General features: G+C 59.1%; 14 protein-coding genes. All 14 read right to left on the reverse strand.

The window, feature by feature from the left end:
- Positions 1 to 12: 12 nt before the first annotated feature.
- Entirely contained in the window at positions 13 to 1,458 is a 1,446-nt protein-coding gene (gene der, locus HZS81_RS05245; protein WP_241697383.1) for a ribosome biogenesis GTPase Der, read from the reverse strand.
- Complete coding sequence (gene bamB, locus HZS81_RS05250) at positions 1,455 to 2,621, reverse strand: outer membrane protein assembly factor BamB (RefSeq protein WP_179929514.1); 1,167 nt, start codon at positions 2,619 to 2,621, stop codon at positions 1,455 to 1,457. Before bamB ends, der begins: the two co-directional genes overlap by 4 nt.
- A complete protein-coding gene (locus HZS81_RS05255; RefSeq protein WP_179929515.1) occupies positions 2,618 to 3,277 on the reverse strand; it encodes a tetratricopeptide repeat protein in 660 nt (219 codons plus the stop codon). Before HZS81_RS05255 ends, bamB begins: the two co-directional genes overlap by 4 nt.
- A 72-nt stretch (positions 3,278 to 3,349) precedes the next feature.
- On the reverse strand, positions 3,350 to 4,666 hold the full coding sequence (gene hisS, locus HZS81_RS05260) for a histidine--tRNA ligase (protein WP_179929516.1): 1,317 nt from the start codon (positions 4,664 to 4,666) through the stop codon (positions 3,350 to 3,352).
- Between the two features lie 72 nt (positions 4,667 to 4,738).
- Positions 4,739 to 5,854, reverse strand: coding sequence for a flavodoxin-dependent (E)-4-hydroxy-3-methylbut-2-enyl-diphosphate synthase (gene ispG, locus HZS81_RS05265; protein ID WP_179929517.1), 1,116 nt, complete (start codon positions 5,852 to 5,854; stop codon positions 4,739 to 4,741).
- An 8-nt stretch (positions 5,855 to 5,862) separates the two neighbouring features.
- Positions 5,863 to 6,918: a RodZ domain-containing protein gene (locus HZS81_RS05270; protein ID WP_179929518.1), complete on the reverse strand. Its 1,056-nt coding sequence runs from the start codon at positions 6,916 to 6,918 to the stop codon at positions 5,863 to 5,865.
- 74 nt (positions 6,919 to 6,992) lie between these two features.
- Positions 6,993 to 7,688 carry a type IV pilus biogenesis/stability protein PilW gene (gene pilW / locus HZS81_RS05275; protein WP_241697384.1) on the reverse strand — a complete coding sequence of 232 codons (696 nt, stop codon included), beginning with the start codon at positions 7,686 to 7,688 and terminating at the stop codon, positions 6,993 to 6,995.
- Positions 7,689 to 7,823: 135 nt separating this feature from the next.
- A complete protein-coding gene (gene rlmN, locus HZS81_RS05280) occupies positions 7,824 to 8,987 on the reverse strand; it encodes a dual-specificity RNA methyltransferase RlmN (RefSeq protein WP_179929520.1) in 1,164 nt (387 codons plus the stop codon).
- Positions 8,988 to 9,115: 128 nt separating this feature from the next.
- Positions 9,116 to 9,541 carry a nucleoside-diphosphate kinase gene (ndk, locus tag HZS81_RS05285; protein WP_179929521.1) on the reverse strand — a complete coding sequence of 142 codons (426 nt, stop codon included), beginning with the start codon at positions 9,539 to 9,541 and terminating at the stop codon, positions 9,116 to 9,118.
- Positions 9,542 to 9,728: 187 nt separating this feature from the next.
- Complete coding sequence (locus HZS81_RS05290) at positions 9,729 to 10,055, reverse strand: HesB/IscA family protein (protein ID WP_179929522.1); 327 nt, start codon at positions 10,053 to 10,055, stop codon at positions 9,729 to 9,731.
- 29 nt (positions 10,056 to 10,084) lie between these two features.
- Complete coding sequence (locus HZS81_RS05295; protein WP_179929523.1) at positions 10,085 to 11,245, reverse strand: cysteine desulfurase family protein; 1,161 nt, start codon at positions 11,243 to 11,245, stop codon at positions 10,085 to 10,087.
- Between the two features lie 32 nt (positions 11,246 to 11,277).
- Positions 11,278 to 11,748 (reverse strand): Fe-S cluster assembly transcription factor, encoded by a 471-nt coding sequence (locus tag HZS81_RS05300; RefSeq protein WP_179929524.1) that lies wholly within the window; start codon positions 11,746 to 11,748, stop codon positions 11,278 to 11,280.
- A gap of 76 nt (positions 11,749 to 11,824) precedes the next feature.
- Positions 11,825 to 12,697: a serine O-acetyltransferase gene (cysE, locus tag HZS81_RS05305; protein WP_179929525.1), complete on the reverse strand. Its 873-nt coding sequence runs from the start codon at positions 12,695 to 12,697 to the stop codon at positions 11,825 to 11,827.
- A 134-nt stretch (positions 12,698 to 12,831) separates the two neighbouring features.
- Complete coding sequence (gene trmJ / locus HZS81_RS05310; RefSeq protein WP_179929526.1) at positions 12,832 to 13,581, reverse strand: tRNA (cytosine(32)/uridine(32)-2'-O)-methyltransferase TrmJ; 750 nt, start codon at positions 13,579 to 13,581, stop codon at positions 12,832 to 12,834.
- Between the last annotated feature and the right edge of the window lie 14 nt (positions 13,582 to 13,595).

Here is a 13,595-nt window from a genome sequence, read left to right on the forward strand (position 1 = left end):
CAGTTAAAAGGCTTAGCGACGGCTTTTGCGCGCCTCTTTGGTGCGGTTAAGCTCGCGCTTTTTGGCTTTTTCTTTGTCGCTTGCCCCTGCCATGTTGTCGTAGGGGTTGTCGCCTGAGCGGAACTCAAAGCGCATTGGCGTGCCGCGCACTTTTAGCACCTTGCGGAAGGTGTTGATCAAATAGCGGCGGTAGGCATCCGGCAGCGATTCCGTCTGGTTGCCGTGCACGACGATAATCGGCGGGTTGCTGCCGCCTTGGTGCGCCATACGCAACTTGATACGGCGCCCGTGCACCATGGGCGGCGCATGCTGGCTCACGGCATCTTGCAGCAGCGTGGTCAGCCGGTTGGTCGACCAGTGGGCGTTAGCGGCGTTGAACGCACGCTCGATCGAGGGGTAAAGATCGCCCACTGCGGTGCCGTGTAGCGCTGAGATAAAGTGCATCTCGGCGTAGTCGGCAAAGCCCAAACGGCGCTTGATGTCTGCGCGCATTTTTTCTTTGGCTTCACTCTCAAGGCCGTCCCACTTATTGACCGCCAGCACTAGCGCGCGGCCGGTGGTGAGGACGTAGTCCAGCAGGTGCAGGTCTTGCTCAACGAGCCCGCTGCGGGCATCGAGTACCATCACTGCGACATGGCACTCTTTGATCGCATCAAGCGTCTTGATGATTGAGAACTTTTCGGCAATCTCGCTGACGTTCTTGCGCCGCCGTACGCCAGCGGTATCCACTAGCACATAAGGCTTGCCACGGCGCTCGAAGGGGATTTCGATGGCATCGCGGGTGGTGCCAGCTTCGTCAAACACCACCACGCGGTCTTCCCCTAACAGACGGTTGACCAGCGTCGACTTGCCCACGTTGGGGCGGCCGATCACGCCAATACGAATGCCTTTAGTGCCGGTATCGGCAGGGATGCTCTCATCGCGCTCGGGAAAGGGCGCGAGCACAGTATCAATCAGCGTGGAGACGTTGCGCCCGTGCGCGGCGGCAATGGGCCACGGATCGCCTAGGCCCAGCGTCCAGAAGTCGGCCATGGCCGAGTGCTCTTCCAAACCATCGGTTTTATTCACCACCAGCCAGGTTTTCTTCTGGTTGACGCGCAAGTGGTTGGCGATGGCTTCATCGGCGACGTTAAGCCCGGCGCGGGCATCGACCATAAACAGTACGATATCGGCTTCGTCAATCGCAGCGAGCGACTGCTCGGCCATGGCCGCATCGATACCTTCTTCATCGCCGCTAATACCGCCGGTGTCGATCACCGTATACGCTTTGCCGCCGAGCATGCCGTTGCCGTATTTGCGATCACGCGTCAGGCCGGGGAAGTCGGCTACCAGCGCATCGCGGGAGCGGGTTAAGCGGTTAAACAAGGTCGACTTGCCCACGTTGGGGCGGCCGACTAACGCAATGACCGGCGTACTTGAACTTGAAGACGTATTTAACGACATAGCGTCCAGCGTCATGGAGAAATTACCAACGTTTCTAGATGGCCATTATTGGCCTGAACATGAATCGTGCCGCCTTCGGTCACGGGGCGAACGCTAATGCCGGCGCTATCCACGCGTGTCCGGCCGACGATCTCGCCATCGCGGGCGTTGAGTAGGTGTAGATACCCTTCCTCATCGCCAAACACTAGGCGGCCATCGGCGAAGGCGGGTGCGGTAATCCAGCGACCTTCGAGGGCCTCGTTGCGCCACACTTCGCGGCCGCTTTCGGCATCGAGCGCCACCACGTGGCTGGCATCGGTGGCGACAAAAAGATAATCCCCTACCAATACCGGGGTGTAGCGGCTGGAAAGATCGCGCGCCCACAAGACTTCACCGCGGGTGGCTTCCAGCGCCATAACGCGGCCATTGTAGCTGGTGACAAACAGGCGGCCGTCTTGCGTCAGTACCGGCTGCCCGGTGAGGTCTACCAAGCGGTCTACTTCGCTGCGCCCGCTGGGAATGGCCACTTGCTGATCCCACAACGGCTGGCCATTGCGGTTATCGAGCGTGGTTAAACGGCCATTGGCAAAGCCGGCAAAGGTCACCGGGTCAATGGTCAGTGGAGTGCCGGTGCCGCGCAGGGTTAATCTCGGCAGCGAACTGCTATACACCCAGTGCTCTTCGCCGCTGCGGCGGTCAAGGGCGGTGACGTGGCCATCGGTGCTTTGTACAATTAGCCACTCTCGGTTGGCTTGCGGCGCGGCAAGCACTTCGCTGGAAACGCGTGTGCGCCAGTCGACGCTGCCGTCTTGCTGATCAAGTGCTAGCACTTCGCCGTTGCGCGTGCCCACATAAAGCGCGTCGGCAATGGCGGTTAACCCGCTGGAAATCGGGCTTTCCAGTTCCACACGCCATTGGCGTTCACCGTTTTCGGCATCGAAGGCTTCCACGGTGCCTTCGGCATCGGCGGCAAACAGAATGTCGCCATCACGGGCCGGGGCGATGGGGTAGCGGGCGCGCCCGAACCCATCGCCCACGGTGGTGCTCCACTGCGCCTCCAGCGTAGAGGTTTCGTCAAAGGAGGTGAGCTCCTTGGGCGTATAGACCGGCTCACCTTTGCTGGCACAGCCGGCGAGTAGACTGATGGCGACAGCGCCTAGCGTTAGGCGCATATGCTGCGAAAAACGGACCGTCATCATAGTGCTCCCTCGTCGGTGCCGAGGTCATTCAGCTTAAGCTGAACGCCGTAAAGCGGTTGGTTCTGTTCTTGAGCAAGCGTCAGCGCCTGTTGCCACGCCTCGCGCGCTTGGGCTTGTTGCCCAAGCGCCATATGGGCATCGCCACGGACATTTGCTTGTTGCGCGGCAAGGGCATCGGTAATCGGCTCGTCAAGCAGTTCAAGCGCCTGCTCGGGGTCATCGCTTGCAACGGCCAGACGCGCCAGGCGCAACCAGGCGAGGCTTTGCACATAGCGGCGCGAGGAGCTTCCTGCGACGCTTTCGAGTGCCGCTTTGGCACCCTCTAGGTCGTCTTGCTGCACGGCTAGGCGTGCCTCGAGTAATTTGGCCAGCTCGGCGTAAAGCGTATCGGCATGGTTGTCGGTGATATCGTCGACCAGCGAGCGTGCTTCACTCAGCGTGGCGTCATCCAGCGCGTTACCTGCGGTCAGATTCACCAGCTGCTGATAGCGCACGGAGGCGGCTTCGGCTTGGTTGTCTTGATAATTCTGCCAAGCATTCCAGCCAAACACCCCCGCTGCCGCAAGGGCCACACCGGCAATCAGCGAGGTGCCGTTCTCTTTCCACCAGCGCTTAATCGCGTCTAGCTGCTCTTCTTCAGTTTTCAGCTCCGCCACGGGCGGCCTCCTTATATACGTTCAATGCGCGTTTATATGCTCACCACGGGGGAATGACGTCGCGCAGAGCATTTACCGCGTCGGTGATACGTCGAGTAATTGACGTAGCGTCGCGGCGAGCTCCAACTGGGTGACGCGCTGCTGTTCGCGATCATCGCGCAGGAATTTCAACGTGACCTGCTGCGCTTGCTGTTCATCTTCGCCGAGTAACAGCGCATAGGGTGCGCCGCTTTTATCGGCCTTTTTCATGCGGCTTTTGAAGCTGCCGCCGCCGCAGTGTAGCTGCAGGCGCAGTTCAGGTAATGCGTCTCTAAGCTGTTCCGCCAGAGTTAACGCCGTGGCGGTGGTGCTGGCATCCATCGGCACGAGATAAACATCGCAGCCGCCGAGCGCTTCGTCAGGAAACAACTCTAACGTTTCCAGTAGCAAAATCAGCCGCTCAATGCCCAGAGCAAAACCTACCGCCGGGGTCGGCTTACCGCCTAGCTGCTCGACCAGACCGTCGTAACGGCCGCCAGCGCACACCGTGCCTTGGCTACCGAGTGCGGTGGTGGTCCACTCGAATACCGTGCGGCTGTAGTAGTCCAGCCCGCGTACCAGGCGCGGATTGACGACGTACTTAATGCCCGCGGCATCGAGCATCGCTTTTAGCTGCTCGAAGTGCTCGCGCGATTCGGCGTCGAGGTGGTCCATGAGCTGTGGTGCGCCGTCGAGCATCTCGGCCATGGCGGGATTCTTGGAATCCAGAATGCGCAGTGGGTTGGTGGTTAGCCGGCGCTTGGAATCTTCGTCTAATACGTCGCGGTGCTGTTCAAAGTAGGCCACGAGCGTGTCGCGATAGGCGCTGCGTGCTTCGCTTGAGCCTAACGAATTGAGTTCGAGCGTCACGTGCTCGGCAAGCCCTAGCTCCTGCCACAAACGAGCGGAAAGCAAGATGACCTCGGCGTCGATATCCGGGCCGTCAAAGCCGTAGGTTTCCACCCCGACCTGATGAAACTGGCGGTAGCGGCCTTTTTGCGGACGCTCATGGCGAAACATCGGCCCCTGGTACCAAAGCCGCTGGGTTTGGTTGTGCAGAAGGCCGTGTTCCATCGCTGCCCGCACACAGCTGGCCGTGCCTTCGGGGCGCAGGGTGAGGCTGTCGCCGTTGCGGTCGTCGAAGGTGTACATCTCTTTTTCGACGATATCGGTCACTTCGCCAATCGAGCGGGCAAACAGAGCTGTTTGCTCAACAATCGGGGTGCGGATCTCGTCAAAACCGTAGCGCGTCATCAGCGCACGTACTTTAGCCTCAAAATACTGCCAGCGGGCACTTTCGCTGGGCAAAAGGTCGTTCATCCCGCGAATGGCTTGGATTTTTTTCGCAGGTTTAGCAGCGGACTGGCTCAATGAAAGCTCCTTTTTAGGTGCGCTTTTTCAGTACGTCTGTTGAATCGCGGCACGTGTGCTGGGTGCCCGCGTTCAGACGCTGCGGGCAATCGTATCTTTTTCGCGCTGCTCTTTTTCTTCGACCTTCTCGCGAATCAAACGCTCAAGGTCATCGACCAGATGGTCGTTGCGCAGCTTGCTGGCGGGCTTGCCGTCGATATACACCAAGTTGGCCGGCGAGCCGCCAGTGAGGCCGATGTCAGTCTCTTTGGCTTCGCCAGGGCCGTTGACCACGCAGCCAATCACGGAAACATCCAGCGGCGTCATCACATCTTCCAGACGTTCTTCGAGCTGGTTCATGGTGTCGATAACGTCGAAGTTCTGGCGCGAGCAGCTGGGGCAGGCGATAAAGTTGATGCCTTTGGCGCGCAGCTTGAGGCTTTTGAGCATATCAAAGCCGACTTTGATCTCTTCCACCGGGTCGGCGGCGAGCGATACGCGGATGGTATCGCCAATGCCATCCATCAATAGCATCCCAAGGCCAATCGACGACTTCACCGTGCCCGAGCGCAAACCGCCGGCTTCGGTGATGCCTAAGTGCAGCGGTTGCTCGATGCGGCTCGCAAGGTCGCGGTAGGCGCCCACGGCCATGAACACATCGCTTGCCTTAACGCTGACCTTGAAATCGGGGAAATCAAGACGTTCTAGGTGGTCGATATGGCGCATAGCGGATTCGACCAGCGCGGCGGGCGTGGGCTCGCCGTATTTTTTCTGTAGGTCTTTCTCAAGCGAGCCGGCGTTGACGCCGATGCGAATCGGAATGCCGTTATCACGGGCCGCGCTCACCACGGCGCGCACACGATCTTCACGGCCGATATTGCCGGGGTTGATGCGCAGGCAATCGACGCCTAAATCGGCGACGCGTAGGGCGATTTTGTAGTCGAAGTGGATATCCGCTACCAGTGGGACATCGACCTCGCGTTTGATCTTGCCAAAGGCTTCGGCCGCGTCCATGTCAGGCACCGAAACACGCACAATATCGGCACCGGCGGTTTCCAGGCGACGAATTTGCGCCACCGTGGCCGCCACGTCACAGGTGTCGGTGTTGGTCATGCTCTGCACGGAGATGGGGGCATCGCCGCCGACCGCGACGTTGCCAACGTGAATTTGGCGCGAAATACGGCGTTTGATCGGAGAAGGGGCGTGCATACGGCGGATCACTCTCCCAAGGTGAAGCGGGCAACATTGTTGGCGCCAGCGCGCTCTTCAAGGTCGACGATGTCGCCTTGATAGCGCAGCTCAACGCCGGTGGCGTTGCCCACGGTTAAACGAAAGGGCGGCTCACCTTCGACACTCGCGCTCGTGCCGGGTTCTTGAAGGCCGACTAAAACGCGCTGATTATTGGCGTCGAAAATTTCGGTCCAAGACTGTTGGTTGAAGGTGAGCTCAAGCGTGTTAGGCACGTTGCCAGCGCTGGCGTCATCGGCGCTATCTTCAGCGAGGACTTCCTCGTCCGACGCCTGCGGCTCTTCAAGCGCAGGCTCAACGGATTCATTTTGGTTGAGTGACGCCGCATTACCAGGCGTTTCGGTTGCCGTCGGCTCGCTGACGCCAGCGGCGGTGCTTTCTGCCAAGGTACTTTCTGGAACGGTACTTTCTGGCACGGTACTCTCTAACGCAGTATCTTCTAGCGCAGTGCTTTCTTCCACAGCACTCTCTTGCCCAGTAGTTCCTTGCCCTTGCCCAGTACTTCCATTTTCTTGAAAACTGCTGTTTTGCACAGCGCTTTCTGGCGTGGTCATTTCGGACAGAGCGTCGTTTTGTGTGGGTTCCTCTATCCCCGGCGGGGCACTACCGCCGCGGCTTTGCCACCACATCACTGTCACGGTAATCAGCCCCGCAATAATCAACAGCGTTACCAGCTTAAACAACAGCGCACCCATGCGGGAGGGCGGTTTGGAGGCGGAGACGGGCGTGATGGTGCGCTCGGCCTCTAACGAACCATGTCGCTCTTTATACGCCTCTAGCACTGGCGATTCATCAATGCCTAGATATCTGGCGTAGGCGCGTAGATAGCCACGGCGATAGGTGGCGATGGGGATTTCGTCGTAGTTGCCGCGCTCAAGTCCATCTATCACGGCGGGACGCAGATGTAAGGCGTCAGCCGCTTCTTGAAGCGATAGCCCTAACTGTTCGCGTTGAGACTTAAGCTGCTCCCCTGGGGAGGGGGTACGTGGTTCATCGTGTAGCTCTTTTGTGTATGTGTCGCTCATGGCTGAGCATCCTTCATTGAAAACGGGTGATCAGGGCAGCAATAACATTAACGTAGCGCACTACCATGGTGTGCTTAATTTAACTGACCCAGCTGGCGCTGATAATCGGCGGCCTTATCAAACTCACCGCGCGCATTGGCGATTTCAACCGCCAACTCAAGCGCTTCGCGATTGGGCGCTGCCAGCTGCATAAACGTTTGCAGTGGCGGCCAAGCTTGGGAAATATTGCCCTGTGAAAACGCTAACTCGGCTAATAAAAAATAACTGCGTGCGTGTCGCGGGTCGATCTGCTGAGCGCGCTCAAAACTCTCGCGCGCACGTTGTGTCTCTCCTAGCGCGGTATAACACTGGCCCAAATTGGTAAATAGCTGTGCCCGGCGTGCATATTGCGCATCTCCTGAGGCTTGCTCAAGCTGTTCACAGGCGCGCGGGTAATCGGCCTGCTGATAAAGAAAGGCGGCGTAGTTATTACGCGCCTGGGTGAAATTGGGGGCGGCATCTAGCGCTTTTTGAAAGTGCTTGTCGGCGAGCGCTGCTTCTCCTTGCTGCTGGTAAACCAGCGCCAGCGCTTGGAGTGCTTCAGGGTGCTCGGGGTCAATCTCTAAGGCGTGGTCGAGCGCGCTAAGTGCACGCGTTAGGTTCTCGCGTTCTAAATAGGCTACCCCAAGCTGGGTGTAAGCATTGACCGCCTCGGGCTGGTTCTCTGAGGAGGTTTCGCTTAACGATGCACAGCCAGCTAGCCATAGTGTGCTGACGATTACGGTCAGCATCGGTGCCCTTAACGGGCGGTTTGGCCGGCGGCGACTGATCATCGAGATCCTCAAAGGCAGCGTTAATAAAAAACCGTGTCCATCAAAGCGCCGTGGCCGACGTAAGTCAAGCCAACAGCGTAAGGCGAAGTCTATTTAGTCGGCGTCAAGCTGGATCGATTGGATATAGCGCGCACTACGCTTGGTGCGGTCTTTTACTCGTCCCACTAACTGGCCGCAGGCGGCATCGATATCGTCGCCGCGGGTCGTGCGTATCGGCGCGGAGTAGCCGAGCTCAAAAAGCCAATCCTGAAAGCGCACGCACTGGTTGCGCGATGGCTTTTCATAGCCGGAATGCGGGAACGGGTTAAACGGAATCAGGTTGATCTTGCAGGGCAGCTCGTTGAGCAGTGTGGCCAGTTCTTCGGCGTGGCGCTGCTGATCGTTGACGTCTTTAATCAGCGTGTACTCGATGGTCACATTGCGCCTAGCATCGCTTTTTGCCAGGTAACGGTGGCAGGCATCAAGCAGGCTGCGAATGTTGTACTTACGGTTGAGCGGCACGAGCTCGTTGCGCAGCTCGTCATTGGCGGCGTGCAGCGAGACCGCCAAGCTCACATCGAGCTCGTCGCCGAGTTTGTCGAGCATCGGCACCACCCCAGAGGTAGAAAGCGTCACTCGGCGCTTGGAGAGCCCGTAACCGTCATCGTCGAGCATCAGCTTCATCGCCGGCACGACGTTGTCGTAATTCAGTAGTGGTTCGCCCATGCCCATCATCACCACGTTAGTGACCGGACGGTTGGCGGTATCCCGGCGTGGGCCGACACTGCGTTGCGCCACCCATACCTGGCCGATAATTTCGGCGGCGGTCAGGTTGCGCTGAAAGCCCTGCTTGCCGGTGGAGCAAAAACTACAGTCCAACGAACAGCCGACTTGAGACGACACGCAAAGGGTGCGGCGCTTGCCATTATCCGCCGGGATCAGCACGGTTTCCACGTAGCTGCCGTCTTCCACCTCGAGCACCCATTTTTGTGTGCCGTCGTTGGAAGTGCCTTCATACACAACTCCCGGCCCGCGAACCTCAGCGACGCGGGCGAGTTTTTCGCGCAGCGCCTTGGAGAGATTGGTCATGGCCGAGAAGTCATCAATCCCCTCAAGGTGAATCCACTTCATCACCTGGCTGGCACGAAACTTCTTTTCGCCAATGGAGAGAAAAAACGCCTCCATCTGCTCGCGAGACATGCCTAGCAGATTTTCGCGCTCAGGCGTGGCGGAGGCCAAAGGTGCAGCGGGCGTATGTTGGACAACGGTGGTGGTCATGGCGGTCAGCGTTTAGGAAAGAGGCGGGAGTGGGGAGCCCGCGTAAATGGCCGGCAACAGACAAAGTGGCAGCGCAGGCCCGGCCCATAAAGTAAAGAGCGGGGGACCTGCGCCGCGAGCCAGCGCGTTTAGCGCGGGCAGATTTCGTCGTTACTGAAGAAGTAGCTAATTTCGCGCTCGGCGCTTTCCGGCGAGTCAGAGCCGTGAACGGCGTTGGCGTCGATAGTTTCGGCAAAGTCAGCGCGGATGGTGCCGGGCTCGGCGTCTTTCGGGTTGGTCGCGCCCATTAGATCGCGGTTTTTAGCGATGGCGTTCTCGCCTTCGAGCACTTGAACCACAACCGGGCCTGAGGTCATAAAACCCACTAGGTCGTTAAAGAACGGACGCTCTTTATGCTCGGCGTAGAAGCCACCGGCTTTGTCGTTGTCGAGGTGCAGCATTTTGGCAGCCACGACCTTGAGGCCGGCCTTTTCAAAGCGGGCGATAATCTCGCCAATCGCGTTTTTGGCTACGGCATCGGGCTTGATGATAGAAAGCGTACGTTCGGTCGCCATGTTGCACTCCTAGTGATGAATAAAAACAGCGGTATGAAACCGGTTGATAACAGAAACTGCCGCCCTGGTAGGCCAGGGCGGCACAGGAAAATGAGTCAGCAGCTTGGCTGAGTGGGAGCGATTATAGCGCTTCCCAGCGGCAATGAATACGGGTGTCTTGCACGGTGGGTATCCGCTGCCTTTTGCGCTACACCGTGAAGCTTTCGCCGCAGCCGCACTCATCTTTAATGTTGGGGTTGTTAAACCGGAAGTAGCGATTGAGCCCTTCGTTGACGTAGTCGACTTCGCTGCCATCGAGCATGTCGAGGGCTTCTTGATCGACGAAGACCTTGACGCCGTGCTCTTCAAAGCTCACGTCGCCCTCGTGGGTTTCATCGGCAAAGTCGAGCACATAGCTGTAGCCTGAGCAGCCGCTCGGCTTAACCGAAACGCGCAGGCCGAGACCCTGGCCGCGCTCGTCAAGTACGTGATGAATCTGCTTGGCGGCAGCGGGGGTAATATTGAGCGTTGCCATAAGGCACCTCCTAAAAAATCGTTCGCTGATTAGCGCAGGCCGGTGACCGCGTGGTGAAGTACGTGCAGTGCATGGTCGATGTCGCCGTCGCGGGTATAGCGACCGAAGCTAAAGCGCAGCGAGGCGAGAGCGAGCCGACGCGGCACACCGACGCCGAGTAATACATATGACGGGTCAACGCTTGCCGAGTTGCACGCTGACCCGGTAGAAACCGCAATATCGCGCAGTGCCATTAAAAGCGCTTCGCCATCCACACCATCGAAGGCGACGTTGAGAATATTGGGTACGGCATTGTCCGGTGGTGAATTGAGATACACCCCACCCAACGTTTCCAGACCGGCAAGAAAGCGCTGTCTGAGTGCGGTAATATGCGTCTGTTCGGCGGTGGCTTGCTCGCGCATCAAGGTAAACGCTTCGCCCATGCCGGCGATCTGGTGGGTAGGTAATGTGCCCGAGCGCATGCCACGTTCGTGGCCACCGCCGTGGATTAGCGCCTCGACGCGAATATCCGGGTGGCGTTTAACAAAAAGCGCGCCGACGCCTTTGGGGCCGTAAACTTTGTGCCCCGAGAGCGACATTAGATCAACCTGCTGGGCGGCCACGTCTAAATCGATGCGTCCAACCGCCTGGGCCGCGTCGGTGTGAAACGCCGCGCCAAATTCGTGCGCGACAGCGGCAAGAGCGGCGATGTCGTTGATACTGCCAAGCTCGTTATGCACCGCCATTAGCGATACCAGCGCGGTGTCATCGCGCATCGCCTCGCGCAGCTGATCCGGTTGAATGCGACCATCGCGCCCTGGAGTGAGCCAAGTCACCTCAAAGCCTTCTGTTTCTAGCGCTTTGGCAGTATCGACCACGGCTTTGTGCTCGATGGTCGAGGTCACTAAGTGCATGCCACGCTCGCGGTTCGCGCGCATAAAGCCTGTGAGCGCGAGGTTATCCGCCTCGGTGGCGCCGCTGGTCCAGACGATTTCGCGCGGGTCGGCGTTAATGCTATCGGCCACCTGCCGACGCGCTTGCTCAACTGCCTGCTCCGCTTGCCAGCCCAGCATGTGGCTGCGCGACGCTGGGTTGGCAAATAGCTGATCAACGGTCAAATAGCGCTGCATCACACTGACCACGCGTTCATCCACCGGCGTGGTGGCAGCGTAATCGAGATAAATCGGCAGTGAAGGCGTCGTTTGGGGCATGTTCAGTTCACGGTTAGGGTTGACGGCATGCGTTAGGTTACGTTGAGTGTCGATATACTGGCGTCGGCGCGTGCTTGCTGGCGCGTCGCTACCTTGCGCACGTCGCCACGCTGCATCAGCTGCTCAAGGTTGACGTCATCGAGGAACTGACGAATCTGCCCTGACAGCTCGCACCACAAGTGGTGGGTTAAACAGGTATCGCCCTCTTGGCAATCGGAAAGCCCTTGGCAGCGAGTCGCATCGACGGTTTCGTTAACCGCGTCAATCACCCGCGATACGCTGATCTCGCTGGGGGGTTGGGCGAGCAAATAGCCGCCGCCCGGGCCGCGCACACTTTTCACCAGCCCCGCACGACGTAAGCGCGCAAACAGCTGTTCAAGATAAGAGAGCGAAATCCCTTGGCGTTGGGAAATATCGCCGAGGCTCGTGGGGCTTGCGTTAGCATTGAGCGCCAGATCAAGCATGGCGGTAACGGCGTAGCGGCCTTTGGTCGTCAAACGCATGGCGGCACCTCAACGCTGTCACGCAGCGTACTTGCGGCAAATGTTCCGCCATTATGGGAAAGCCCGACTGCTTTGGTCAACCTTTGCTCGAAGGGGGCGGTGTTTTTACGCTGTCATCAGCGCTTGTGCTAGTGGCGCTGCGGTTGCCAACGCCGGGGCAGCCGGTATCCGCTTCATCGAGTATTTCGGCGAAATCCTCGTTGCGTAGCTCGGGTAAGCGACTCTCGCGGTAGCTGGCATCCAGCTTGGAAAGCGTCGAGCACATGCGCTCGATGCGCTCATCCACCGCGTGCATGTGATCGAGCATGGCCTGCATGGAACGCGCGACCGGGTCGGGCATATCTTGGCTAACGCCGTAGGCATCAAAGCCGAATTTCTCGCGGATCGCCTCGCGCCGCGCCGGGTCGATATCCAGCGCTTCTTCGCTATCCGGGTCGGCGCGCTTGACGATTTTGCCCGGGATGCCCACCACGGTCGCGCCAGCGGGCACTTCTTTGGTCACTACCGCATTGGAGCCAATCTTGGCGCCGGTGCCAACGGTGAATGGGCCGAGAATCTTGGCACCGGCACCGACGATCACGCCATCGCCCAGCGTGGGGTGGCGCTTGCCCTTGTTCCAGCTGGTGCCGCCGAGCGTGACACCTTGGTAGAGCGTGACATCATCGCCGACTTCGGCGGTCTCGCCGATCACCACGCCCATACCGTGATCGATGAAAAAGCGCCGGCCGATGTGCGCGCCGGGGTGAATCTCAATACCGGTCAGCCAGCGCGCCAGCGACGAGATGGTCTTGGCCAGCCACTTGAGGTTGCGACGCCACAGCCAGCTGCCCAAGCGGTGGGCGAGTAGGGCGTGCAGGCCGGGGTAGTTGGTCAGCACTTCGAGAAAATTGCGTGCCGCCGGGTCGCGGTCAAATACGCTGTTAATGTCTTCGCGTAGGCGTTGGAACATGGGAGCGTCCTGTGAAACGGTCAGGCCCGGTATCGAATACCGAATCGTAGTGAATAGCGTATGTTGGGGGCAGGGCGGGCGCCATTCAAGCGCTAGCGCTTATCTAGCCGCACTCGGGCTTCTCTGGTGAGCGACTATTTCTCTGACCGGGTTATCTTTTTCTCCGTCGCGCTCAAAATGCCGCGCAGAATATTAAGCTCCATCTGTTCGGGGCGTGCGCGCAGATACAGCCGCCGCAGGCGCGCCATCAGCTGGCGCGGCTTGTCGGGGTCGTGAAAATCAACGGCGACCAAGGTGCGTTCAAGGTGCGAAAAGTAGCGCTCCAGATCGGCGTGAGAGGCGAGTTCGCTGTCGTTTTCTTCCGCTGCTGACGTTGTGGCCGGCGCGCTTTCAAGCCACGCCAGGCGACACTCGTAAGCAATGACCTGCACGGCGGCGGCGAGGTTTAGCGAGCTAAAATCCGCGTTGGTGGGGATGTGTACGTGGGCGTGGCAGCGCTGAAGCTCGGCGTTGGTCAACCCGCTATCCTCGCGGCCAAACACCAACGCTACGCGGGCGTTATCGTGCTGGCACTCGTCGGGTAAACGTGCGGCCAGCTCTCGCGGCGAGACCATCGGCCACGGCAGCGTGCGCGAGCGGGCGCTTGCGCCTACGGCGAGCGTGCAATCGGCGACGGCGTCTTCCAGGGTAGGGTGAAGCGTTGCCTGGTGTAGCAAATGATCCGCACCTGACGCGCGCGAGATACTCTCCTGGGTGATCGCCTCGCAGCGCGGCGCGACCAACGCAAGGTCGCTTAACCCCATGTTGTGCATGGCACGGGTGACGGCACCAATATTGCCCGGATGGCTCGTTCCAATCAGAACGATGCGAAGACGCTCAAGCATAGAAAAGTCCGGTA

Origin of the sequence: Vreelandella salicampi (assembly GCF_013415105.1) — a bacterium.
GTDB classification, from domain to species: Bacteria; Pseudomonadota; Gammaproteobacteria; order Pseudomonadales; family Halomonadaceae; genus Vreelandella; species Vreelandella salicampi.

Coding starts and splice junctions, on each gene's coding strand:
- cysE (WP_179929525.1), bottom strand. CDS start 12,697: ATGTTCCAACGCCTACGCGAAGACATTAACAGCGTATTTGACCGCGAC.
- trmJ (WP_179929526.1), bottom strand. CDS start 13,581: ATGCTTGAGCGTCTTCGCATCGTTCTGATTGGAACGAGCCATCCGGGC.
- ispG (WP_179929517.1), bottom strand. CDS start 5,854: ATGCACGCCCCTTCTCCGATCAAACGCCGTATTTCGCGCCAAATTCAC.
- HZS81_RS05295 (WP_179929523.1), bottom strand. CDS start 11,245: ATGCCCCAAACGACGCCTTCACTGCCGATTTATCTCGATTACGCTGCC.
- ndk (WP_179929521.1), bottom strand. CDS start 9,541: ATGGCGACCGAACGTACGCTTTCTATCATCAAGCCCGATGCCGTAGCC.
- HZS81_RS05300 (WP_179929524.1), bottom strand. CDS start 11,748: ATGCGTTTGACGACCAAAGGCCGCTACGCCGTTACCGCCATGCTTGAT.
- der (WP_241697383.1), bottom strand. CDS start 1,458: ATGACGCTGGACGCTATGTCGTTAAATACGTCTTCAAGTTCAAGTACG.
- HZS81_RS05290 (WP_179929522.1), bottom strand. CDS start 10,055: ATGGCAACGCTCAATATTACCCCCGCTGCCGCCAAGCAGATTCATCAC.
- pilW (WP_241697384.1), bottom strand. CDS start 7,688: ATGCTGACCGTAATCGTCAGCACACTATGGCTAGCTGGCTGTGCATCG.
- HZS81_RS05270 (WP_179929518.1), bottom strand. CDS start 6,918: ATGAGCGACACATACACAAAAGAGCTACACGATGAACCACGTACCCCC.
- rlmN (WP_179929520.1), bottom strand. CDS start 8,987: ATGACCACCACCGTTGTCCAACATACGCCCGCTGCACCTTTGGCCTCC.
- bamB (WP_179929514.1), bottom strand. CDS start 2,621: ATGATGACGGTCCGTTTTTCGCAGCATATGCGCCTAACGCTAGGCGCT.